The 22,361-nt window shown below is 54.6% G+C and carries 23 protein-coding genes; 10 read left to right on the top strand and 13 right to left on the bottom strand.

The features are described 5' to 3' along the window. Positions 1 to 396 precede the first annotated feature (396 nt). Positions 397 to 792, top strand: coding sequence for a response regulator transcription factor (locus AC6I8R_RS23365; RefSeq protein WP_497833033.1), 396 nt, complete (start codon positions 397 to 399; stop codon positions 790 to 792). Positions 793 to 794: 2 nt separating this feature from the next. Here the strand turns inward: AC6I8R_RS23365 and AC6I8R_RS23360 are convergent, their stop codons facing one another. The 3 genes from AC6I8R_RS23360 to AC6I8R_RS23350 all read right to left on the bottom strand — a co-directional run bounded on the left by AC6I8R_RS23360 (position 795) and on the right by AC6I8R_RS23350 (position 3,171). Further along, the gene (locus tag AC6I8R_RS23360) at positions 795 to 1,574 is read right to left on the bottom strand and encodes a molybdate ABC transporter permease subunit (protein WP_415173330.1); all 780 of its coding nucleotides are present in this window, start codon (positions 1,572 to 1,574) and stop codon (positions 795 to 797) included. Beyond that, positions 1,571 to 2,497 carry an extracellular solute-binding protein gene (locus AC6I8R_RS23355; RefSeq protein WP_415173331.1) on the bottom strand — a complete coding sequence of 309 codons (927 nt, stop codon included), beginning with the start codon at positions 2,495 to 2,497 and terminating at the stop codon, positions 1,571 to 1,573. The genes AC6I8R_RS23360 and AC6I8R_RS23355 overlap by 4 nt, the downstream gene beginning before the upstream one ends. Before the next feature lie 113 nt (positions 2,498 to 2,610). After that, a complete protein-coding gene (locus tag AC6I8R_RS23350; protein ID WP_208726553.1) occupies positions 2,611 to 3,171 on the bottom strand; it encodes a DsbA family protein in 561 nt (186 codons plus the stop codon). A 286-nt stretch (positions 3,172 to 3,457) separates the two neighbouring features. On the opposite strand from AC6I8R_RS23350, the gene AC6I8R_RS23345 reads away from it, so the two are divergent. Continuing rightward, positions 3,458 to 3,727 (top strand): hypothetical protein, encoded by a 270-nt coding sequence (locus AC6I8R_RS23345; protein ID WP_013511221.1) that lies wholly within the window; start codon positions 3,458 to 3,460, stop codon positions 3,725 to 3,727. 121 nt (positions 3,728 to 3,848) lie between these two features. Then, complete coding sequence (gene ahr, locus AC6I8R_RS23340; RefSeq protein ID WP_208725999.1) at positions 3,849 to 4,865, top strand: NADPH-dependent aldehyde reductase Ahr; 1,017 nt, start codon at positions 3,849 to 3,851, stop codon at positions 4,863 to 4,865. A gap of 56 nt (positions 4,866 to 4,921) precedes the next feature. Here the strand turns inward: ahr and AC6I8R_RS23335 are convergent, their stop codons facing one another. From AC6I8R_RS23335 to AC6I8R_RS23325, 3 genes are all read right to left on the bottom strand, one after another. Next, complete coding sequence (locus AC6I8R_RS23335; protein WP_497833032.1) at positions 4,922 to 6,157, bottom strand: RHS repeat-associated core domain-containing protein; 1,236 nt, start codon at positions 6,155 to 6,157, stop codon at positions 4,922 to 4,924. 110 nt (positions 6,158 to 6,267) lie between these two features. Beyond that, complete coding sequence (locus AC6I8R_RS23330; protein ID WP_497833031.1) at positions 6,268 to 8,019, bottom strand: DUF2534 family protein; 1,752 nt, start codon at positions 8,017 to 8,019, stop codon at positions 6,268 to 6,270. Positions 8,020 to 8,049: 30 nt separating this feature from the next. Then, the gene (locus tag AC6I8R_RS23325; protein WP_208725996.1) at positions 8,050 to 8,448 is read right to left on the bottom strand and encodes a DUF2946 domain-containing protein; all 399 of its coding nucleotides are present in this window, start codon (positions 8,446 to 8,448) and stop codon (positions 8,050 to 8,052) included. A gap of 179 nt (positions 8,449 to 8,627) precedes the next feature. On the opposite strand from AC6I8R_RS23325, the gene AC6I8R_RS23320 reads away from it, so the two are divergent. The 3 genes from AC6I8R_RS23320 to AC6I8R_RS23310 all read left to right on the top strand — a co-directional run bounded on the left by AC6I8R_RS23320 (position 8,628) and on the right by AC6I8R_RS23310 (position 10,265). After that, positions 8,628 to 9,569 carry a D-2-hydroxyacid dehydrogenase gene (locus AC6I8R_RS23320; protein WP_415173334.1) on the top strand — a complete coding sequence of 314 codons (942 nt, stop codon included), beginning with the start codon at positions 8,628 to 8,630 and terminating at the stop codon, positions 9,567 to 9,569. A gap of 82 nt (positions 9,570 to 9,651) precedes the next feature. Next, positions 9,652 to 9,873 (top strand): type II toxin-antitoxin system Phd/YefM family antitoxin, encoded by a 222-nt coding sequence (locus AC6I8R_RS23315; protein ID WP_415173335.1) that lies wholly within the window; start codon positions 9,652 to 9,654, stop codon positions 9,871 to 9,873. Next, positions 9,870 to 10,265 (top strand): type II toxin-antitoxin system death-on-curing family toxin, encoded by a 396-nt coding sequence (locus AC6I8R_RS23310; protein ID WP_415173336.1) that lies wholly within the window; start codon positions 9,870 to 9,872, stop codon positions 10,263 to 10,265. Before AC6I8R_RS23315 ends, AC6I8R_RS23310 begins: the two co-directional genes overlap by 4 nt. Positions 10,266 to 10,275: 10 nt before the next feature. Here AC6I8R_RS23310 and glsB read toward each other — a convergent pair whose 3' ends face one another. Further along, the gene (gene glsB / locus AC6I8R_RS23305; RefSeq protein ID WP_497833065.1) at positions 10,276 to 11,199 is read right to left on the bottom strand and encodes a glutaminase B; all 924 of its coding nucleotides are present in this window, start codon (positions 11,197 to 11,199) and stop codon (positions 10,276 to 10,278) included. Positions 11,200 to 11,345: 146 nt separating this feature from the next. Here glsB and AC6I8R_RS23300 point away from each other — a divergent pair, with 146 nt between their 5' ends. Then, the gene (locus AC6I8R_RS23300) at positions 11,346 to 11,696 is read left to right on the top strand and encodes a cupin domain-containing protein (RefSeq protein WP_415173337.1); all 351 of its coding nucleotides are present in this window, start codon (positions 11,346 to 11,348) and stop codon (positions 11,694 to 11,696) included. A gap of 17 nt (positions 11,697 to 11,713) precedes the next feature. Next, a complete protein-coding gene (clcA, locus tag AC6I8R_RS23295) occupies positions 11,714 to 13,108 on the top strand; it encodes a H(+)/Cl(-) exchange transporter ClcA (RefSeq protein ID WP_415173338.1) in 1,395 nt (464 codons plus the stop codon). 49 nt (positions 13,109 to 13,157) lie between these two features. Here the strand turns inward: clcA and AC6I8R_RS23290 are convergent, their stop codons facing one another. Then, positions 13,158 to 14,351 (bottom strand): L-talarate/galactarate dehydratase, encoded by a 1,194-nt coding sequence (locus tag AC6I8R_RS23290; RefSeq protein ID WP_208725992.1) that lies wholly within the window; start codon positions 14,349 to 14,351, stop codon positions 13,158 to 13,160. A 190-nt stretch (positions 14,352 to 14,541) separates the two neighbouring features. On the opposite strand from AC6I8R_RS23290, the gene AC6I8R_RS23285 reads away from it, so the two are divergent. Together AC6I8R_RS23285 and AC6I8R_RS23280 are read left to right on the top strand one after the other, a co-directional pair. Beyond that, positions 14,542 to 15,555 (top strand): LacI family DNA-binding transcriptional regulator, encoded by a 1,014-nt coding sequence (locus tag AC6I8R_RS23285; protein WP_497833030.1) that lies wholly within the window; start codon positions 14,542 to 14,544, stop codon positions 15,553 to 15,555. Positions 15,556 to 15,639: 84 nt separating this feature from the next. Next, entirely contained in the window at positions 15,640 to 16,101 is a 462-nt protein-coding gene (locus AC6I8R_RS23280) for a heme-degrading domain-containing protein (protein WP_497833029.1), read from the top strand. A gap of 93 nt (positions 16,102 to 16,194) precedes the next feature. Here AC6I8R_RS23280 and AC6I8R_RS23275 read toward each other — a convergent pair whose 3' ends face one another. The 5 genes from AC6I8R_RS23275 to AC6I8R_RS23255 all read right to left on the bottom strand — a co-directional run bounded on the left by AC6I8R_RS23275 (position 16,195) and on the right by AC6I8R_RS23255 (position 22,130). Next, complete coding sequence (locus tag AC6I8R_RS23275) at positions 16,195 to 17,508, bottom strand: cytochrome c (protein WP_415173342.1); 1,314 nt, start codon at positions 17,506 to 17,508, stop codon at positions 16,195 to 16,197. A gap of 2 nt (positions 17,509 to 17,510) precedes the next feature. Continuing rightward, on the bottom strand, positions 17,511 to 19,280 hold the full coding sequence (locus AC6I8R_RS23270) for a GMC family oxidoreductase (protein WP_415173343.1): 1,770 nt from the start codon (positions 19,278 to 19,280) through the stop codon (positions 17,511 to 17,513). 18 nt (positions 19,281 to 19,298) lie between these two features. Then, positions 19,299 to 20,027 carry a gluconate 2-dehydrogenase subunit 3 family protein gene (locus AC6I8R_RS23265; protein WP_415173344.1) on the bottom strand — a complete coding sequence of 243 codons (729 nt, stop codon included), beginning with the start codon at positions 20,025 to 20,027 and terminating at the stop codon, positions 19,299 to 19,301. Positions 20,028 to 20,276: 249 nt separating this feature from the next. Then, positions 20,277 to 21,101: a sugar phosphate isomerase/epimerase family protein gene (locus tag AC6I8R_RS23260; RefSeq protein WP_497833028.1), complete on the bottom strand. Its 825-nt coding sequence runs from the start codon at positions 21,099 to 21,101 to the stop codon at positions 20,277 to 20,279. A gap of 15 nt (positions 21,102 to 21,116) precedes the next feature. Beyond that, positions 21,117 to 22,130 (bottom strand): LacI family DNA-binding transcriptional regulator, encoded by a 1,014-nt coding sequence (locus tag AC6I8R_RS23255; protein WP_415173346.1) that lies wholly within the window; start codon positions 22,128 to 22,130, stop codon positions 21,117 to 21,119. Positions 22,131 to 22,361 lie beyond the last annotated feature (231 nt).

Raw genomic sequence — 22,361 nt, 5'->3', positions numbered from 1 at the left:
CGCGCGTTTATTTCCAGCAGTGAGCATGGAATTGCGCGATAAATCGCGCCGCTACAAATTGACACGACTTAAGTCATGAACCCTCTCTCATCTCACCTTCCTGTTGTCTGAAAATTTTCGTTATAAAAAAAAAGTGACATTTATCTCATCAGCGTAGCGCGGAAATAACGCGACCACTGAGGTGCTGGAGTCAGGCACCAACACGTCCATTATTGTTGACCCGAGGCGAAGTCACTGTTTTTTAAGGTGGAGCTATTATTGCGACCGGTTATGGTCACCACGAAAAACTAAGCGCGGCGGTAGGTTGTTTATCTGGTGGAGATGCGGCTACGCGCAGACTATTATCAGCCCTCGCGGCGCGAGATTAGGCTGATATTTCAACTGCGGGGTAGTTTGATGAGTGCAATAATCTGGCTGGTGGATGACGATACGCCATTACGCGAATCCATCGCGTTCCTGTTAAAAACGCTCGGTTACGACGTGGTGGATTTTGCCGAACTCGGCGGATTTGAAGCCTGTCTGCCCGACCCTGATGCGGAGCCTTTTTCGGGGTGTCTGTTACTTGATGTCCCGCTCGCCGATTTTAATGGCCCCGGTTGGCTGGAGGAGAACAAGCGGCGGCATCCGTTGCTGCCCGTCATCATGATGGCCGATCATGATATCCCGGAAGCTTTTCGCCAGGATGCTTTTGCCGCCTTTACCAAACCGCTTGATGTTGAACAACTGCTGGAGAGTATCAAACAGGCGATGGCGGAAAGCGCGCGACGTGTTGAGAGCTGGCGATCGGGATAATGTTAAACCAACACGTTTTTCCCTTGCTGCAACCGTCGCGAAGTGACGAAACACAGCAGCGGCACCGGCAGGGTAAAAAACAACAGCAACCACAACAGCACGTAAACCGCATCGACACCGTCATTTTGCAGGTTGTTGTACAGTTGCACCGGCATGCCCTGGGGAAAGTAAGCAAAGATCATCACAATGCCAAATTCACCCATGGCACGCACCCAGGCGAGGGCGGTCGCTGAAGCCAGACCGGGCGCGGCAATCGGTACTGAAAGCCGCCAGAAACGTTGCCAGGGCGGTGCGCCGAGGGTACGTCCGGCTTCGAGAATCTCTTTTGGCACGCCGGCAAAGGCGGAACGCGCGGCGGTGACGAAGTAGGGCAGTGCGCCATACCATTGCGCCAGCACAAAGGCTGCCGGGTTATTCACCAGCGTCATACCAAAACGGCCAAGCAGTTCGCCGGGCAGGCTGTAGGGCCCATAGGCGCTGACCAGCAATATCCCCATTGCCAGCGGCGGCGTCAACAGAGGGATTAGCACCACCAACTCCACGACCAGGCGCGCTTTGCCACGCGCCTGTGACAGCCACCAGGCCACCGGTAAACCGCTGATAAAAATCAGTAGCAAGGCCACCGCCCCCAAACTGAGCGACGTGGCAATGGCATGGCTATCGCCCCACGCCAGCCGCAGATGTTGCCAGTGCGTCACACCAATCAGGGTGACGAACGGCACCGCCAGCAGCAGTAAGGCAGGGAGGGAGAGCCACAGCGCGGTGGGCTGGCGTTTTCTCATTGCGCGTACAAGGCTCCGCCTTTCGGTGCGGCATAGCCATTCTGTTTAAACAGTGCCTGGCCCGGCTGGCTTAACATAAAGTCGACGAAAGCTTTACCGGCGGCAGTGCCATTCGGGGCATTCTTCAGCACGGCTGCGTAGTACACCATCGGCTGGGTATGCAGCGTTTTATCGTTGCCCTGGCTGTCTTTCACCTGGAAGCTGACGGTGTCATACCACTGTTTGGCTTGATCCGGGTTACTGAGGTTGATCTCATCCGGCAGTGCAATGTAAGGCAGATGGGCGGAGATCACTTCGCTTTCATAACCGGCAGCGGCATCCACCTGTCCACTTTCCAGACGCGCCAGCAGGCCACCTTCCAGATGGGTTTGCGCCGGGTTCTGTACGCCGCCCATGATTTTTTCTGCAATACCCGGCTGATGGTAATACTTCTCAGCCAGCAGCAGGGTAAACACGATGTTCTGACCTTTCGGATCGTTAATGGGGTCGGTGCGGCCAAATTTCAGACCTGGCGTTGCCAGTACCTTCAGCCAGCTGGCATCGCTGCCTTTGGCGTGCGCGAATTGCTGGGCATATTTCCCTTTCGGGCTATAGGCGATCACCATGCTGGTACTGGCGACCGGGACGGCGGTATCAATCAATCCGGCATCCTTCAGAATCTGCATCGGGCCGGGGGTGATGGAAACAAACACATCGGCGGTGATTTTCTTACTCGCCAGTAACCGCGCCATACCGTAAGCGCCCTGACCTTGACCCTGATAGTTGCCATTATGCTCTTTAGCAAAGGCTGGACCTAAAGCCTGGTCCATCACTTTACCCATCGAACCGGCGTAAGTGACGCGAATGTCGGTATTCGCCAGAGCATTGAGACTGACAGTTGCGCCCGCGGTGAGCAGTAGCGCGCTAAGAAGTTTAGATTGCATTCCATTTCTCGCTATATAATTAGGTAAATAACGATTAACAGGATAACCCCTTCAGGGCAAGGGGTAAACTATTGCGAAATATAGCGAAAGGCCCGCACCGGCGGGCCTGGTGGTCAGGCAAGGATGCGTTTTGCCCAGGATTCAATCTCATCACCGCTACCAATATCCAGTTGCACCAGCCCGTTGACAATAAAGGTTGGCGAAACGTGGATTCCGTTCTGGCGCGAATATTTGCAGTGCCATTTAATTTCATTCTGCAATTCGGCACGGTCAAAGGGCGCGCGGGCATTGATGCCGCTGTACTGCTCCAGACGGTCGATGATCTGATTTGGCGTGGTATCCATATTCGGTCCACGCGCGTGATCGGCGAACTCAAACTCTTCACGGTGATCAGCCACCGCTTTTAACACCGCTTTGGCGGCGGCTTTTCCTTCCGGCAAGGTGGATGCCGCGAGGATATAGCGCACAATCAGACCGGAGTACATATGCCAGGGCTGTGATTGCAAACGGATTTTCAACGTCATCTGATCTTCGCCGACCAGATTCAGCAAGGCATCGAACTTATTAAAGGCGCGAACGGAATACGGGCAGGTGGGTTCAAGAAACACTTCAAACACCTTCGGGCCGTGGCCCCACACCAGTGGATCGGCATGCAATGCGGTTGACTGACTCATCATGACTCCCTTGAGTGAGAAAAAGTTTTCCTACTTTGACAAAGCGTTGCGGTGACGACCAGCACAAGCTAAGGCTTTTTTGTTACAAAGCCATTCTCTTCCGTCATAATCCGTACCATAGAAAAATCAGGTTACAGATCCGAGAGCTACGAAATTGTCAGGCACGGCGCCGTCTGGGAGTGGAATAACCAACTATAGTTATCTTACTTTCTCTCTTTCAGACGCCGCGTTCGCCGCGCCTTTTTAACTCACTTGCCCGGAGCCGATAGCAAAAAAGAGGTTTACTGTGTTTGCCGATATTTCCTGGAAAAACATCCATCAGGTAATCAGTCAAACGATCGCGGAGATGGTGGATGAGCAGCAAACGCTGGATGTGTTAACCCTGCGTGGGCGGTTAAGGGAAATGGCCGAAAACGAAACCGATGAAGAGATGGTGCTGTGCTACTGGCAGGCGATGAAGGTGTTAACGCGGTTACCGCCTACGGTGACCGCCAGCCAGTTGATCGAAGCCGCACGTCATGCTTTTCGCAGTCCAATCAACCACGATCCGCTTTAACCCTGCGTGCTTTTCAACGCAACAGCAGCAGGTGCTGACGTAATCGCATGATTATTCGGCATAAAAATGGGCGATGGTTTGATAGACTCCTGTCATCAGAGACCAACCACTGAGGACAGCGATGAAAATTACGAGCTATGCCGCCATGCAGGCGGGTGAGGCGCTGGTGCCTTACGAATACGATGCCGGTCCACTGGCTGCTGAGGATGTGCAGGTCGAGGTGGACTACTGTGGCGTCTGCCATTCCGATCTTTCAATGATTGATAACGAGTGGGGCGGCTCAACCTATCCGCTGATTGCCGGTCACGAAGTGATTGGCCGGGTGGTGGCATTGGGCGACGCGGCGCAGCATAAAGGCTTGCGCCTCGGTCAGCGTGTTGGCATTGGCTGGACGGCCAAAAGTTGTCAGCACTGCGACGCCTGTATCAATGGCGATCAGGTTAACTGCGAGAATGGCAAAGTCTCCACCATTAATAACCACGGTGGTTTCGCCAGCCATTTGCGTGCCAACTGGCAATGGGTGATTCCGCTACCGGATGCGCTGGACATCGCGACCGCCGGTCCGTTGCTGTGCGGCGGCATTACCGTATTCAAACCGTTGCTGATGAACAACATCACCGCCACCAGCCGTGTCGGTGTGATTGGTATTGGCGGCCTGGGGCATATGGCGATCAAATTGCTGCGCGCAATGGGGGCAGAAGTCACTGCCTTCAGTTCCTCTGCGGCAAAAACCGATTCTATTCTGGCGATGGGGGCCGATCGTGTGGTGAACAGCCGCGACCCTGAAGCGTTGAAAGCGCTGGCCGGGCAGTTCGATCTGATTATCAGCACCGTCGCGGTGGATCTGGATTGGGCACCGTATTTCCAGGCGCTGGCGCGTCAGGGCAAGTTCCACACCGTAGGCGCGGTGATGAAGCCGTTCGAAGTGCCAGCGTTTAGCCTGATTGTCGGCGATCGTGCGGTCACGGGTTCGTCGACCGGTTCGCCGGGACAATTACGTGCGCTGCTGAAGCTGGCGTCGCGTGCCGATATTGCGCCAACGGTGGAAGAGTTTCCGATGTCGCAGGTGAATAAGGCGCTCGATCATGTACGCGCTGGTAAAGCCAATTATCGCGTGGTGTTGAAAGCGGATTTTTAACCGTTAAGTTACCTTCTGGCGACGCGATTCATCACGCCACCAGAAGGTATAAAACATTACGGATGATATTTCGTATTATGGCGTGTCAGATTACCTTTATTCTTATATGATAATCCGCATTCTACGCATAGATACTCCTGCCGCTCCTTGTGTGTTTTTTCATGAGCTTGTAAATTATACCGTGTCTTAAATTGTTTATTACACCCGGTCTCTGAGCAGTAAAAATTTTTACTGGTAGTATGTATTTCTGTATGTCGATCTAAATAACTTTCTGTGGTGAATTTCGCACCACATGAGGGCCAGTCGCAAATGAAAGTCTTAATACCATGCACTCTTTTTTCATGTTTCTGACGTAATTCCTGTATCTCGAAACTTTTATGACATCCCTTTCTGCAAGGATACAACTCCTTAATATGATTGATTTCATTATGCTTTATCCTTGCATATTTTGAAGGAAAGGCTTCGTCGCACTTTTTACAAACCCATTTTTTCTTAGTCAGGGAGGAGCCTGCTACTGGACTTGGCTGCGACGTTTCGGTATCTGGATTGATGTCGCCTGATATTCCAGGGAGTGGAGGTTCGAAAGTCGAGGCAGCTGTACTTATAGTATCCGACACGGAAATGTTGGCAGGTAAGACCGTCGCAGTTGGAGGCGATGAAAACAGTTCTGATTCCTGTTCATTGTGCAGTTGTAAGATATTTAGTCTGGCGGTTAAATCCATATGAATGGATCTGCTTAGTGCACCAATTAACCATCTTTCCATTCTCCCATCCCGATCAAACAGGGTGACGGGATTGTTGCTCACCATGCGGAACAGGTTTAGCCCGTCAACGGTGCCCGCCGGATCGCTATTCAACCAACGCATCAGCCAGGGGGCGTAGTAACGCCAGCCGTAAGCCATTAATCCGGTCGCATCGCGTTCTTTTCCCGCATAGCGCTGGAATTTTATCTCTGCGCCCGCCTGACTACCGGTTAACCAACTGGCGGTGCCGCCAAAGGGATACCAGGTTTCCTGGCTGACCCGTTCTCCCTGCGAATCCATGACCAGGCTGATATTACCGAGGCGATCGCACAGGTTAAAATGCGTCCTGGTATCGCTTCCTTGCTGATAAATACGGCAGTTTCCTGACACCAGCACCTGTAGCCGTGACGCTTCTCTGGTGCGGGTGGCGGATGTGCGGATCTCCAGACCTTGCAGATAACGTACCTGCTGTGGTTGGTGTGTGTGATGACGTTTTAAACTGCGCTCGCCGGGTGCGGCATAGCGGTAACACTCCTGATTGTGGGACATACGTTCTCTCCTGATGAGAAAGCAGCAAACGTAAATCAGCGGGTGTCTGTTAAATATATTGAACCGGTCATAGCCACGCGATTTTATCGCGCCGCTATGGCCGGTTAAGTTTATTGCTGTGACTCGTCCTTCTCGCCAAGGAACCAATACCACAATGGGATCGACATCAGCGCGGTAAACACCGTGGTATACAGCGCAATCATAAAGCCCTGCGTCAGATACATTGCCAGCGACCAACTCCCGAACGGAATACCGTATTGATCAATCACCCCACCAATGATGGCATTGCTGATCACCGTCCCCACAATCAGCGCCAGCACGCACAGCCCATAGAGGAAATGGCGCATCTCCTTGCGTTTCACGGCAAAACGCGCACGAATAATGCCAAGCGGAGATTGCTGGGAAGCCAGCAACGTCTGTTGATCAACCGGCTGGCGCTGTTGTTTGCGCCAGCGCAGAATATCGACCAGCAAAAATGCCAGCAGGCTGATCCCCATCACCGGCAACGCATAGCCCAGCGCCAGCGCTACCAACAGGCAGACACCTTGCACGTAATGAGGTAGCGCCAGCCAGGCGGCGGTGAGGGTTTGGGTTGGGCTGGCTTCGGCCTGCTGCGGGCGGCGCAGCCACCACATGCGGTAACCCAGTACAATCATGGTGCACAACCCAAGACCAAACGCCGCTAACAACAACTGATTTGCCAAACCGAACAACACGCCCATATGCGCATCCACCCCCCAGCGCGTTAGCCTGGCAACCAACGGGAAGCGATCAAACCAGACATGATCGACAATGGTGAAATCCTGCGGATTAACCGAAACGGCATCTACCTGAGTTGGCCAGCTACGATCAATTTCGCTCACCGTCCAGGCTTTACCGACGCTTTTCGGCTGACGCAGTTCAACTTTGGCGGCTGAGATACCGTTGGCACGCGCGGCGTTGAGTACGCGGTCCCAGTCAGCATCAGATCGGTTCACCGGTCCCTGTTGTACGGGCATCACCATCGTCGACATATCCATCCCCGGCATACTTTGATGGTCGGCATGGGGATCGGCAGGACGAGTCGGTTCATCGTTATTCAGCGCCGTGTTGACCTGCGGTGTCAACCAGTTCAGTTCGGTACGCCAGCGATCGATATTGCCGCCTGCCCACTGTGACCAGGTCAGCCCGGTTACCGAGAAAAACACCAAACCAAGGAGCAACGTCAGGCCGAGGGTGATATGCCAGTGGCGGCTGAAGGCAAAACGTCCTCGCGGTGCTTTCGCTTTACGGCGCGGGCGCGTACCCAGCCACAACAGCACGCCGCCCACTGCGGCCACCCACAACCAGGATGCCGCCAGTTCACTGTAATTACGCCCAAAATCACCCAGCAGCAGGCTACTGTGAAGCAGGTCCAGGGTGGTGCGCAGCGGCAACACGCCGCTGGTGCCGTACACCGTCATATCGCCTTTCACCTGCAAGGTATAAGGATCGATAAACACCGCCCGCGATTGTGACGCCCCCAGCGTCGGGTCGCTAAATTGCACCCGCGTGGTATCGCGGGCCTCGGGGGCCGGGCGTACCGCATAGATGCGTTTGTTCTCTCCTGCATAAGCACGGGCAGCCGTGATTTGCGCCGACAACGGCTGCGCCTCGCCGTTGGGTTGCACGTACAGCGCATCTTTATACAACAGGTTTTCCAGTTGCGGCGTCAGCACATATAAGGTGCCGCTCAGGGCGGCAACAAAGATAAAGGGAGCGACAAACAGGCCAATGTAAAAATGTAAGCGGCGTAACAGATTAAGCACCGCGCCGCGCGGTGCCGCAGAGTGAACAACAGACAAAGCCGTCTTCCTTCCGATAAAAGAATACGTAAGCGTCATCCTGGCGGATGCGCTGCGGATCAAATCGTATCAGCAGAAGGATGTTGCTGGCGGTGCCCGTGGTCGGTGGATGCCCGTCGGGCGGCGGATCACCGGGGTGATAAGGCAGGGGAGAGGCGGCGCGCGGGAGATCACCAGCATCAACCAGATGAAGGGGATAAATACCCACATCATCAGCGGCACATGTACCAGCAGGTCACAGTAGCCGCAGGCGAACTCACCTTCGTCCATCCTGTGATGGTCCATGCCAGGCATGGCCATATCCGGCATTGCCGCGTGGTGCATCGGCATATCAGCCATCATGCTTTGCGCACGGTTTTCTCGTTCCAACAGCGTTTTCGACACCACCGGGGCGACAAACAGCAGCAACACCGCCACGATGGCGATGCAGGCAGTCAGGCGCTGGCGAAATGTGGCTGAAAACGTCATGGCAAAAACGGAGGTGACTGATTAAATTGGGCGGAAGTGTAACGCGATTACCCTGGAAGGGTTAAAAAAACTGGCGGCATTTAAGAAAAAATTCGCACCTTTTGAAAATAATCACTTAACACCCAGCTTTTGTTAACCTTAATGCAACTTAATCAGATCACTACGGAAACAATAACGCGATGAAGATTGTTACCCTCGACGGCGATACCTTGCCGCATGCGCCACAACGCCCACATTGGTGCACCGACTGGCGCTATCGTGGCACCACCTCGCTGGCGGAGATTGTTCATGTGTTACATGATGCGGAAATAGTCATCACCAACAAGGTGCCGCTGCGTGCAGACACGCTACGCCAGTTACCCGCGTTACGTTACGTGTGTGTCGCGGCAACCGGTTACGACTGTATTGATCTGACCAGCTGTCGTGAACGCGGTGTGGTGGTGAGCAATGTGCCCGGTTACTCGACGCGTAGCGTGGCGGAAGGGGTGATCGGCTTTTTGTTTGCTCTGCGGCGTCATCTGGTTGACTACATAAACCACACGCGCAGCGCCTGGCCGGCCTCAACGCATTTTTGTGTCCATCGTCAGCCGATTCAGGATATCTGTGGCGCAACGCTTGGTGTTGTGGGTAAAGGCGATATTGGCCGCGCAGTGGGGGAGATGGCACAGGCGCTGGGGATGAAGGTGCTTTATGCCGATCGCCAGGGCAGTCAGGAAGTCCGTCCGGGCTATACCCCTTTCGAACAGGTGCTGGCGCAGAGCGATGTCGTGACGCTGCACTGCCCGCTGACGCCTGAAACCAAACAGCTTATCAATCTGGCGGCGCTGGCGCAGATGAAGCCGTCTGCCTGGCTTATCAACACCGCGCGCGGTGGGTTGATTAACGAAACCGATCTGGCCCATGCGCTGCGTCAGGGCGTGATTGCCGGTGCGGCGCTGGATGTGTTGAGTAGCGAACCCCCCGCAGCCTCTCATCCCCTGTTGCAAGCGGATGTGCCCAACCTGCTGTTGACCCCGCATATTGCCTGGGCCAGCCAACAGGGCGTCGCTAACCTGCTGCGCGGCATTGAAAACAACCTGGACGCATTTTGGCAGGGGACGGCGCGGAATGTGGTGAGTTGAAACTCAGAGCGCATACTCACTGTTCAAAATTGTATGTTATATTTAAAACATGTACCATTAACCTGTACATGTCGGAGGGTTTATGAATAAATTCACCTATACCAGCGCTCGTGAGAATTTAGCGCAGGTTTTGGATCAGGCGATTTCAGGAGAAGCGGTTGAGATCACTCGCCGTGGCGGAGACTCAGCAATTGTTATCAGTAAAACCAGTTTTGAGGCATTACGTAAAGCCAAATTAGATGCTGAATTCGCAGAGTTAATTGGTCAATTTGATCAATCTAATAAGGCGCTTACGGATAGATGAATCATGTTTCTGCAGAAGAAGTCATTGCATTACACGATTACATTTTAAAGCATTATGCGGGTATTGCGGGTATTGCGGGTATTGCGGGAATGCAAGACTCAGGTCGTGCTGAGGCCATCGTTACGCGCGTCATGAATCGCCAGTATTATGAAGGCGTTCAGGATATTTTTGAGATAGCGGCCACCTATTGGGTCGCAATTGCGCGTGGGCATATTTTTGCGGATGCCAACAAAAGAACCTCTCTGAATACCACGATGCTTTTTCTGAAGAGAAATAACATTAAGGTTTATGATCGACCAGAACTGGTGGAACTTACCGTTATGGCGGCGACCGGCGAAGCTGACATAGCATTTTTGGCCAGTCAGCTCCGCGTTTTTTTTGCTGCACATTAATCGGCGGATGCTAAAAAATCGATCGCCCCAGTCGCTCCGTTAGCTTCTCCAGCATCACCGTTCCCGCCAGTGAGTTGCCCGAACTATCCAGTGCGGGTGACCACACCGCGATACTCATCACGCCGGGGATCACCGCGACAATGCCGCCGCCCACCCCTGATTTTGCCGGCATCCCCACGCGCCAGGCGAATTCACCGGCACCGTCATACATTCCGCTGGTCATCATCAGGGCGTTCACCTGACGGGCATGGCGGGGAGAAATCACCGTGACATCCTCACCCAGGCTGCGCCCCTGATTGGCAAGATAGAAGAAGGTGCGGGCCAACTCATTGCAACTCATTGCCAGCGAGCAGTAGTGGAAATAGGTTTCCATCACTTTGCTGACATCATTGTGGAAATTGCCGAAGGATTTCATCAGCCAGGCAATCGCCGCATTACGTGCCGAATGTTCATACTCGGAACGTGCCACCACCCGGTCATAGTTGATGTCATTCTGCTGCGCCAGACGCCTTACAATCTCCAGCATACGCAGGCGCGGTGCGGTCAGACGGCTCTCCAGCAGATCACACATCACCAGCGCCCCGGCATTAATAAACGGGTTACGCGGCTTGCCCTGTTCCAGCTCCAGCTGCACCAACGAGTTAAATGCCTGGCCCGAAGGCTCTTTGCCAACACGCTGCCAGATCTCTGGCTCGTCATATAACGTCAGCGCCACCGTCAGCGACAGCACTTTCGAGATCGACTGAATCGAAAAACGCGTATCGGCATCCCCGGCCTGATAATGGTTACCGTCGGCGGTGTAGATTGCCATCCCGAGTTGATCGGGCGAGACGTCTGCCAGCGCCGGAATATAGTCAGCGACTTTTCCCTGGCGGGTAAGTGGCCGAACTTCTTCAATAATTTCTTCCAGCAATGCGTTACTGAGTTCTGACACCGTGATGCTCCATGCATAGCCATTTTCGGCGGGGATGATCGGGATTTGTGTGCTGAACGTCAATTGGTGCAACAAAAAACTGTGAGCAATCAGGGTGAAGCCTGCGTTACAGTGCAGCATATTTGCAGCCATGATGAGATCCCCGCATGTTAACCAACCTGTTGCAGGCATTCCCCGCCGCCGCTCAGGCAGGCAGTGCCGAAACCTTTGAACAACTGTTTTCCGCACCCAATTTGCTTATCGAACGTATCGTGTCGACCGGTCAGGCCAGCCCGCCGGATTTCTGGTATTGCCAGACACAGGGCGAATGGGTGTTGATCGTCCAGGGTGAAGCCGGATTGCAATTGGAAGGCGAGTTACAGGAGCGCCACCTGCGGGTGGGGGATTTCGTTGCTATTCCGCCCGGTTGCCGTCATCGCGTTAACTGGACGTCAGCAGAACCGCCAACCGTATGGCTGGCAGTGCATTACGGAGACATCGCCGACACGGCGGCGTGAAAAAACTGAGGATGGGTATGTCTGTTACAGAAAATTCGGCACAACCGATCATGCGTGAAGGACGCTTTTTGTTGCTGCAACGTTTATTGCGGCGCGATAAAACACCGGTGGCGTTGTTATTGTTGGCGGCGCTGGTTGGGGTGCTGACCGGGCTGGTGGCGGTGGCATTTGATAAAGCGGTGAACTTCATTTTTGCTTCGCGGGTGAACTGGCTGGCTGACCAGGCGGATAATCCGCTGCTGAATGTCTTGTGTGCCTTCTTTGCCGCCGCGCTACTCGGGGCGTTAGGTTACTGGCTGGTGCGACGTTTTGCGCCAGAGGCAGGAGGCTCCGGCATCCCTGAGATTGAAGGGGCGCTGGAGGAGTTAAGGCCGGTGCGCTGGTGGCGCGTGCTGCCGGTTAAATTTATCGGCGGCATGGGTGCGTTGGGTTCCGGCATGGTGTTGGGACGCGAGGGGCCGACGGTGCAACTGGGCGGCAATATTGGCCGCATGTGCCTGGATATGTTCCGGGTGAAGTCTTCTGAATCGCGTCATACCTTGCTGGCAACCGGTGCGGCGGCAGGACTCGCGGCGGCGTTTAATGCGCCTCTGGCGGGTATCCTGTTTATCATCGAGGAGATGCGCCCGCAGTTTCGCTACAGCCTGATTTCAATTAAAGCGGTGTTTGTCGGTGTCATTATGTCGAGCATCGTGTTTCGGTTGTTTAACGGCAATGAGGCGATTATCAATATCGGCCAGTTAAAAGATGCGCCGACGCAGACGCTGTGGCTTTATTTGCTGTTGGGCGTGGTGTTTGGGGGCTGCGGCGTGGCATTTAATCGCCTGATTTTCTGGACGCAGGATCAGTTTCAGCGCTTGCATCACGGACGCACTACCCCGTGGGTACTCTGGGGCAGCCTGCTGGCAGGCATATGCGGTGTGCTGGGGCTGGTGCTGCCGGAAGCGATTAGCGGTGGTATTACCTTGATCCCGGATTTCTCCGCCGGTCATTTCACTGCCCTTAGCTTGTTTGCCTTGTTCGCCCTGCGTGTGGTGATCACCATCTGCTGCTTTGCCTCCGGTGCGCCTGGTGGGATTTTCGCGCCGATGTTGACGCTCGGCACCTTGTTAGGCACCTGTTTCGGCCAGCTGTGCGTCCACTGGTTTCCTGGCTATCAGCTGGAAGCGGCGACCTTTGCTGTCGCCGGAATGGGAGCGTTGTTTGCCGCGTCGGTGCGTGCGCCACTGACCGGGATTGTGCTGGTACTGGAGATGACCAATAACTATCAACTGATTTTGCCGATGATCATCACCTGTCTTGGCGCAACGCTGGCGGCGCAATTCTTCGGCGGCAAACCCCTGTATTCCTCGCTGCTGGCCCGTACGTTGGCGAAAGCGCAACGCAGCGAGAATATGCCTGATAAGGCGTGATGTCACACGTATCGGCGCGATAAATCGCGCCGCTACGGATGGCGACCGATCAGGGGCGTTTACCCACGCTGTGCGTCAATGTGGTCCAGCGCCGCGCCTGTTCGCTCAGGCTGAAGCCGAGGCCGTGGCGGTCAGAGATCCACATCCGCCCGTCACGCAGCTCCAGCTGTTCATTAAACAGCGGATTGAGCCACTCAAAGTGTTCCAGCCAGGGTTCAATCGGATAGGTTGCCGCCAGATGGATATGGATTTCCATGGCAAAATGCGGTGCCAGCTTGCGTCCGTGGCGTGCGGCCAGATCCATAATCTTCAAAAAGGGCGTGATACCGCCGACGCGCGGCGCATCGGGCTGCACAAAGTCGCTGGCGTTACCGAGGATCAATTGTTCATGCTCGCGGAAGCTGGTGAGCATCTCACCGGTGGCGATGGGGGTATCCAGCGCGGCCGTCAGAGCAGCGTGCCCCTCCACGTCGTAAGCGTCCAGCGGTTCTTCAATCCATACCAGATTGAATTGTTCCATTTTACGGCCCATGCGGATGGCGGTTTCCCGATCCCACTGCTGATTGGCATCGACCATCAGCGGGAAATCGTCGCCTAATGTCTGGCGTACTGCCGTCAGGCGACGCAGATCCTCGGCAGTATTGGGCTGTCCGACTTTTATCTTGATGCCGCCAATGCCGTTTTCGCGTGAGATCGCCACGTTCTTGATCACCTGATCAAGCGGGGTGTGCAGGAAGCCACCAGAAGTGTTGTAGCACTGCACCGAATCACGATGCGCACCGAGTAGTTTCGCCAGCGGGAGCTGGGCGCGGCGTGCTTTCATATCCCATAGCGCGATATCGAACGGAGAAATCGCCTGTACCGCCATGCCACTACGGCCTACCGAGGCACCGGCCCACAGCAGTTTAGTGTAGATCTTGTCGATATCGTTGGGGTCTTCCCCGAGCAGGGCATCCGCGATTTCACAGGCGTGGGCATAAATACCCTGGCCCCCGGCACGTTTGGAGTAGCTAAAACCAATGCCTTCAAAACCATCACGGGTGGCGATCTCCGCCACGATGATCGCCACTTCGGTCAGCGGTTTTTGGCGCCCGGTCAGCACTTTGGCATCGCTTACCGGCGTTGCCAGCGGCAGGAAGGCCAGCGACAAATTGACCCAAACAATGCGATCGCCGCTCTCGGCAGCAGTGCCTGAACCCTGAGCTTTCGCATAACTCACTGCGGTGGAATTAACACCTGACATATGATTCTCCCGTTAAATGATTGCGCTAACATTTTTGTATTGAGAGGACTATGCGCCATTGTTACCCGCCATTAATGTCTTGCAGATCACACTTTAATCATTTTTGTGATTTTAATGATAGCCCTAACATTAACCGGGTTGTTTCGTTTTGCGTTATGCTGTGCACCTTCCATTTTGATTCTGAGCTGCCATGAAACAACGCAACCCGGCGCGCAAAAGTGCGCCTACGCTGGAGGATGTGGCGCGAGTCGCCGGCATTTCGCCGATGACCGTCAGCCGTGCGTTAAACTCGCCCCAGCAGGTACGTCCCGCTACCGTGGAGAAAGTGCTGGCGGCGGTGAGTGCCACCGGTTATATCCCCAATGCGCAGGCAGGTAGTCTGGCCAGCAATCGCAGTCGTCTGATTGCCGTGGTGGTGCCGCAAATCAATAACAACATGTTTGTCGATACCATCCAGAGTCTGAACGATACGTTGAGTGCGAACGGCTACCATATGCTGCTATGTGTCACCGGTTATGGCACCGAAACCGAGGCAGAAACCGTCGCCACTTTGCTGTCGCGACGGCCGGATGGCATCGTCCTGACCGGTATCCATCACAGCAGCCAACTGAAGAAAGTGTTACTTCAGGCTGATGTGCCGGTGGTGGAAATTTGGGACATGACGCCGACGCCGATAGATATGCTGGTGGGTTTCTCGCATGAAAAGGTGGGGGAGCGCGTTGCGGCTTATCTTGCGGAGCGTGGTTATCAACGCCCGGCGTTGATTTGGACCGATGACCGTCGTGCGCTGCAACGTAAGCAAGGCTTACTGGAGGCGCTTCAGACGCAGGGTATAGCACCGCTGGCGGATGCGGCGGTCGCGCTTCCGGCATTGATGGTACGTGGACGTGAGGCCTGTGCCGAGTTGCTGAATGCCGATCCGACGGTGGATGTGATGGTGTGCAGTTCCGATACCCTGGCACAGGGGGCGTTGATGGAGGCACAGGCGCGTGGTTTGGCTGTGCCGCAGCAACTGGCGGTGATTGGTTTTGGCGATCTCGATTTTGCTGCTGCAAACTTTCCAGCGATTTCGACGGTGAGAGTTGACCGACAAGCAATGGGACGACTGGCGGCGCAGCAGCTCCTGACGCGTTTGCAGGGGGACGCTGTCGCCACCCCGATTATCGATATGGGCTTCGAGATGATTTCTCGCGCTTCCGGTTAAGCCGTGTGATCCTTTTCACTTATGAAAAATATTTTCCATGTTATAAAATGTGGAAATTATATTTCATATGGAGAGGAAGTCGCTATGTCGTCATCGCCCAGTCTGGAAAGCCTGTTACAGCAGGAAGCGGAACATCGTCTGCCGCAGTTTGATTTTGACCTCGCCTGGCAGATTGGCCAGCGCATTCAGCAGCGTGCGCGTGAAGCGCAGGCACCGGTGTCCATCGAAGTCTATGGGTTTGGTCAGGTGTTGTTTCTGGCGGCCTTGCCGGGTTCCTGTGCGGAAAATCTCGAGTGGATGCGCCGTAAACGTAATACCGTGCTGCGCAGCGGTCACTCTTCGCTGTACGTCGGGCTGCTCAATGAGCAGAAAGGTGAACGGATGGAGAAACAGGCGTTTATTAATCAGGCAGATTACACCGATCACGGTGGTTCTTTCCCACTGCTCAATCCGCAAGGCGCGGTGTTTGGTGCGGTAAGCGTTAGCGGTTTACCGTCGGAAGATGATCACGCGTTAGCGCTGTGGGGCATTGCCCAGCTGCTGTGATGAACATCCGTAGCGGCGCGATTCATCGCGCGTATTTTAATATTTAGCGCGATAAATCACGCCGCTACGCTTCCTGCCTGACAAACTTGATGATTACTTCATGGCGGGTGTTTTTAATTTGTCTCCCGCGCCGGTGGTTTGACGCAATGTTGTGACATCGCTGGCCTTCACTTCCCCTGCCTGGTTACCCCAGGAATTCCGCACGTAATTCAGTACATCCGCCATCTCCTGGTCATTTAACTTCCAGGCGAACGCGGGCATCCCGGCGGCGGTTGGACGGTCTGCGGTATGCGGTGCGCGCGCACCATCCAACAACGCATGGATCATGTTGGTGGGATCGTTCAGCATCGCGCTGTTACCGGCAAAGGCGGGTACCATGCCATGAATCCCTTCACCCGCCAGACCGTGACATGCTGAGCAATCAACTTCATAACGCAGGGCCGCCAGGTCGTGACGGGTTTTATTCATCGCGAAGTGGGTGGGTTGCGGCGTTGTCGAAGCTGGCAGACTGCGCAGATAGGTTGCGATAGCTTTCAGATCCTGGTCGTTGAAATATTGCGTTGAATGTTCAACCGCTTCGGCCATTGGCCCGGCGGCCACACTGGTGCCGTTAGAGCCGGTTTTCAGGTAATCAGCGATCTCTTCGTTCGTCCACTTGCCGATTCCGGCATGGGGATTTGGTGAGATATCCGGTGCATACCAACTGCCAAGATTGCCGCCCTGCAAATACTGGCTACTGATTTCACCGCCAAGAGCATTACGCGCCGTATGGCAGACGCTACAGTGCGCCGGACCATCGACGATATATTTGCCGCGGTTCCACTCATCGTTCTGCGCGCTTTGTGGTTGAAATGCGCGGTTGTCAAAGAACAACAGGTTCCAGCCCGCCATCGCCAGACGGATGTTATACGGGAAATGCATCCCGGCATTTTCGTCGATGGCATTTTTCACCGGTTTCTGCGCGGAGAAATACGCCCAGAGATCGTGCATGTCCTGATCGCTCATCTGGGTGTAGGCGGTGTAAGGCATGGCCGGGTAAAGGAAGCCGTGTTTACCGCGTCCCTGACGTACCGCATTGAAGAAATCGCGTTCGGTCATGTTGCCAATCCCGGTGTCGCGATCCGGGGAGATATTTGACGTCAGTAACGCGCCAAATGGGGTATCGATTTTATATCCGCCGGAGAAGTCTGCGTTGTGGCAGGCGGCGCAGTCGGCGAGACGCATCACGTATTCACCGCGTTTGATGGCAGCATCGTCATTGCTGTGAAAATCCGCCAGTTGCACCTTATTGTCAGCTACGTCCGAGCGTGCGCTATCCAGCACTCCCCACATTCTGCCGGTCACGCCAAGCGCTGCCACCACCGCCAGCGCTGCGAAGGTATAAGTAATCTTTTTCGCCTTAGCCATGATTACGCTCCCACCAGCGGTGCCGGATTTTTGACGTAGGTCTGGTGGATGGCCTGCGCGGCACGCACCGCCAGCGCACCCACGGTAACCGTTGGGTTGTAGCCACCGTTATTCGGAAACGCTGACGCACCGACGACAAACAGGTTGTGCGCATCCCAGCTTTGCAGATACGGGTTCAGGGCGGAGGTGGTAGGATCGGCCCCCATCACCGCACCGCCAATGGTATGGGAACTGTGCTGCATATACGGGTTCCAGCTCTTTTCCGCCTGGTTGTCCACTACCAGATGCTGACCGCCGATCTCACGCATGATGTTGATGGCGCGATCGGTGACATATTTTGCCATACGCACATCGTTCTGATTCCAGTCAAAGGTCATGCGCAGCAGCGGCTGGCCGTGGCGATCTTTGTAGTGGGTATCGAGGTCAAGGTATGCCTCACGCATCGGCATTGAGGTGCCCTGGCAGAAAATGGTGCCTGCGGTCTGGTAATCGCGCGCATAACCGGCTTTCCATTCGCTGCCCCAGCGTTTGGTGCCGGGACGTAAGCCATTCATGTTCTGAATTGGGCGGCCATTGGTGGAGAAGCCCATAATTCCGGCTCCACCGATAAAATCGAGGTCACTATGGTCAAAGTTGTCGCCGTTGAAATCGTCGATTTGCACCGCCAGCGCGCCACCGCCGATAAACGGATTCATATATTCGTTATCAAAGAAGCCGGTGACGCTGGAGCAGGTTTGATAGTTGTAGTTACGGCCAATGGTGCCGCGTCCGGTGCGCGGATCGTATTGCTCGCCAACTTGTGACAGCAGCATCAGACGGACGTTATCCATCTGATAGGCGGTAATACAGACGATATCGGCGGGCTGGAAACCTTCCACCCCTTCTTTGGTGATAAATTTCACCCCCTTCACCGTCTTACCGTCGTCGTGTTTGACCGCGTGCAGCACTTCGGTCTCCGTCAACAACGTAAAGTTGGGACGGCGCATCAACACAGGGAGAATGCAGGCCTGCGGCGAAGATTTAGAGAAGTTGCCGCAGCCGTGAAAGTCACAGAAGCCGCAGTAGGTGCAGGGGCCCATGCTGACACCGAGCGGATTGACATAAGCCTGTGACAGATTGCCTGCCGGAACGGTAAACGGGTTATACCCCATGTTTTCCGTGGTCTGGCGGAATTTGCTCATCCAGTGGGTATCTTGCAACGGCGGAGTGGGATAGTCGCGGGTGCGCGCACCTTCGAACACGTTGCCGCCTTTGCGGCGTTCGCCGTTGAGATTGCCGGCATAGCCGGAGGTGCCCGCGATACGTTCGAAGCGATCGTAGAAAGGGGCCATTTCATCGTAGGTGACGCCCCAGTCCTGCAACTGTAATCCCTGCATTTTTCCTGCACCGTAGCGCTCACGCGTACGGGTGGCGACTTCAAAATCCCACGGGGTAAAGCGCCACGACATCCCAGCCCAGTGTGTACCGGCACCGCCGACGTTCCAGCCATACTGGAAGGCCGACCAGTTACGTACCGGTGCTGCCAGTTGATCGTGGCGATTGCGGAAGGTGGTGGTTTCCACGCTCATCGGTTGCAGAATTTTACGCCGGGTGTGGAAGCGCAGTTCATCGGCATCAATTGATACCGGAAAATCGGTTGAGGTATCACGCCAGGCACCACGCTCAATCGCGACGACATGTAATCCGGCGCGGGTCAGTTCTTCAGCCATCACCGAACCGGCCCAACCCAGACCGACGATAACCACGTCAGCCTTATTTCTGATTTGTGACATTAACTCAGCTCCGGCGTATTAATCGTTGGGAATCAGACTGACAGGAATAAGCGCCAGATTTTCATTGCGACGCGTAATATAAGGACGGTAATCATAGCGGGCGCCGGGGAAGCCAATCATTTTCCAACCCGCCATATTTTTATTGCCGCCGTAAATTGGATCCGCCAAATAGCTTTCGCGTGCGTTTTGTAGCATTAATTCAAAAAAATCCTGGCTGTTCACTTCACGGCCTAAATCAATCTTTCCGTCTTCCATATTTGTCAGGAATTCGTCGATTTGCGGTGCAGTTAAAGTATGAAATGATGCCTGGTGATTTTTTTGCGCCCAATTCTCTAATGCGGTCAGTCCGGTTAAATAACGTTCTTTAGGTGTGGCAAGAAATTGCGGACTACCCATGATTTTCTCTTCATTTTCCGGGTGCAAAGGTGCTGCTAAATAAAGTGCTGCCCCCGAGCCATAATCTCCGGCCAGTTGGTTATCGAGAAATTCGATAGCACCGGCCTCACTGGCCGCAGGGCCCAGGTTGTCGGCAGGGATCAAGCGGTCAAAAATCGCCGCCAGATTCTGGCGATCGAGCGGGCTGATTAAGACCTGATAGCCCTGCTGCCAGGCGGGTTGCGGCAGGTGGTCGGGACTCATTTGGGTGCTTAGCGGGACATTATGCAGTTCCTTCGCGCGCAGTTGCGGTGCCACGGCCAGTGACGCCACAATCGAACTGAGCGAAAAAAGCGCTTCTCTTCGGTTCATACAACTTTCCTTTCATCATTCCGTCTGATGACGGATACGGCAGATAAATTTTACAGAGCACGACGTTCAAAACATTCAGACGTAATTACGCCGCGCGATAATTCGCGTAGAGGCGTGGTGTTTATATTTATTCTGTAGCGGCGAAATTTATCGCACGGTGCGAGGTGCGCGATAAATCGCGCCGCTACAATTTTTGCAGAGAGTATTTAGATATGAGGCGGGCGATTCATCATGTGGTCGCCATTTATATTAATTAATATATTTTCTCATGCTGTCTAAACAACTGCGGGAAATATCCCACAAGTCGTGTTCCCAATGACGCGGGCTTAATAATTCTGGTGACCATACGCCGTCGTAACCGGTGGCTTTGACCGCCGCGACCCAGGCAGCAATATCAACATCGCCTTCACCCGGCGCATAGTTTCGTTGCACCCATTCATCCCAGGCTTCGTCTGGATGAGCCGCACGACCATCACAAAAGTGGACGCCGTAGATCAGGTTTTTATCCATCTGCGCCACCTCGTCAGGAGTGGTTCCACCTCCGGCATGCAGATGCCAGAAGTCGACCACTACGCCGAGGTTGTCTTTGCCGCTGCGGGCGATGAGGTCCAGTGCCTGTTGCAGGGAATTAAACGCGGTGAAGGCCACCACCTCGATTTGGAATTTGATACCGTGGGCTTTGCCGATATCGGCAATGGCGGAGATGTTGTCGAGCAGAATGGCATCACGCTCGGCAGCAGGCAGCTGATCCAGCTCGGTCAGCGCCATAATTTGCACCAACGGGCAGCGCAGCTCCACCGCCGCCTGACAAATCTGTTCCGCTTCGCGCAGCAATTCAGCGCGTGCTTCAGGTTGGTGGCGACCGATGCGTTTTAGCGCGTTGATGCAGGTAACGTCGATGTGATGTTGCGCCATCAGCTGACGAAATGCGGCGTAACTGCCGCCATTGTCGAGATAGCGATACAGATGCTCCGGCAGAATCTCCAGACCGCTAAAACCGGTTTCCTGCGCGATACGTAACTGGGTGACGGCATTGCTGTACCAGATAGAAACGCCATGTAACGACAACTTCATCTCTCCTCCTTTCGCTTACGGCTTCAGGTGAGAGCGTCGTACACGCAATTCTCCCTGAGACCAGGCACCACCCGGTGTGGCATGTTCATCAATCAGCCGGTTAAGGGCTTCTTCAATTAACAGGTCAATCCGCTGGCTCCAGGTGGTCAGTTGCCAGCCGGGCAGGGCGGCTTCGTCAATTCCGTCGAAACCCACCACCGCCATATGTTTGTTACCCGCGCCTTCGCGCAAGGCTTCGAGCGCACCCAGCGCCAGCGCATCGTTTTCGCAAAACAGCGCATCGATGCGATCGGCAGGCGCATGCGCGTTGAGATACTCCGTCAGAACCGCGTAGCTGCGTTCCTGCGCATAACAACCGGCGGTCAGCATCTCTTCCAGTGTCAGCCCGGCTTCGGTAAGCGCCTGCTGTAAACCCTCCAGCCGTTGCAAATGATTGCTGTTGGTCGCCGGGCCGCGCATGTAGCCAAAACGTGTATATCCCTGAGCCAATAGCAACTCGCCAAGCTGCTTACCGGCGTGGTGATCATCGATTTTCACCACATCAATGCCCGGTACATCGTTGTTGCGGCACAGCTGCACCAGCGGGATGTGGTGCAGGTCCTGTGCTATATCCACCAGTTCCTCGGTCAATACCGTGCCCAGAAACAACAAGCCATCAACCTGCAATTGATCGGCCAACAGCATCACCGATTTGTGGTTCTCGCTATTGGTGATGTTGAGCAACAACGCCATGTAACCGCGCTTTTGTAACTGGTTGGTCACTGTGTCGATCAACAGTAACGAGTGCGGGTTTCTCATCTCATCGATCACGACGCCAATAATGTGCGTTTTCTTCTGCGACAGACTGCGCGCCAGCAGATTGGGGCGATAGCCCAGCTCGGTGGCGACAGCCAGCACGCGTTCGCGCGCTTTGTCGGAGATGGATGCACCGGGCGTAAAGGCACGCGAGACCGTCCATTTCGACACACCAGCGTGACGAGCGACATCACTGGCGGTGGCTTTGTGAGATTTTGCGATGGGTTTGCTCATAGCACCTGCATATCGGAGTTGGCGAAAGACCCCTGCATTGAACGTGAATCCCAGTCGAAAATAAACACCCAAAGCGTAAGTGCGTTGAAACCTTATGCGAAATAACCCTGTTTTTATGATGTTGCGATTATGTTTGATCTTTGCACCCGATTGCAACGTTTTTTGCAATCGGGTGCATTTCATCAACATTTTGTGATCACCTCCGCTGATTTTCGTTTTGCCGGATTGACT

The sequence above is a fragment of the Pantoea sp. X-Soil-OKNW-713 genome, assembly GCF_059730685.1.
This window is presented reverse-complemented; position numbering and strand designations above follow the sequence as displayed.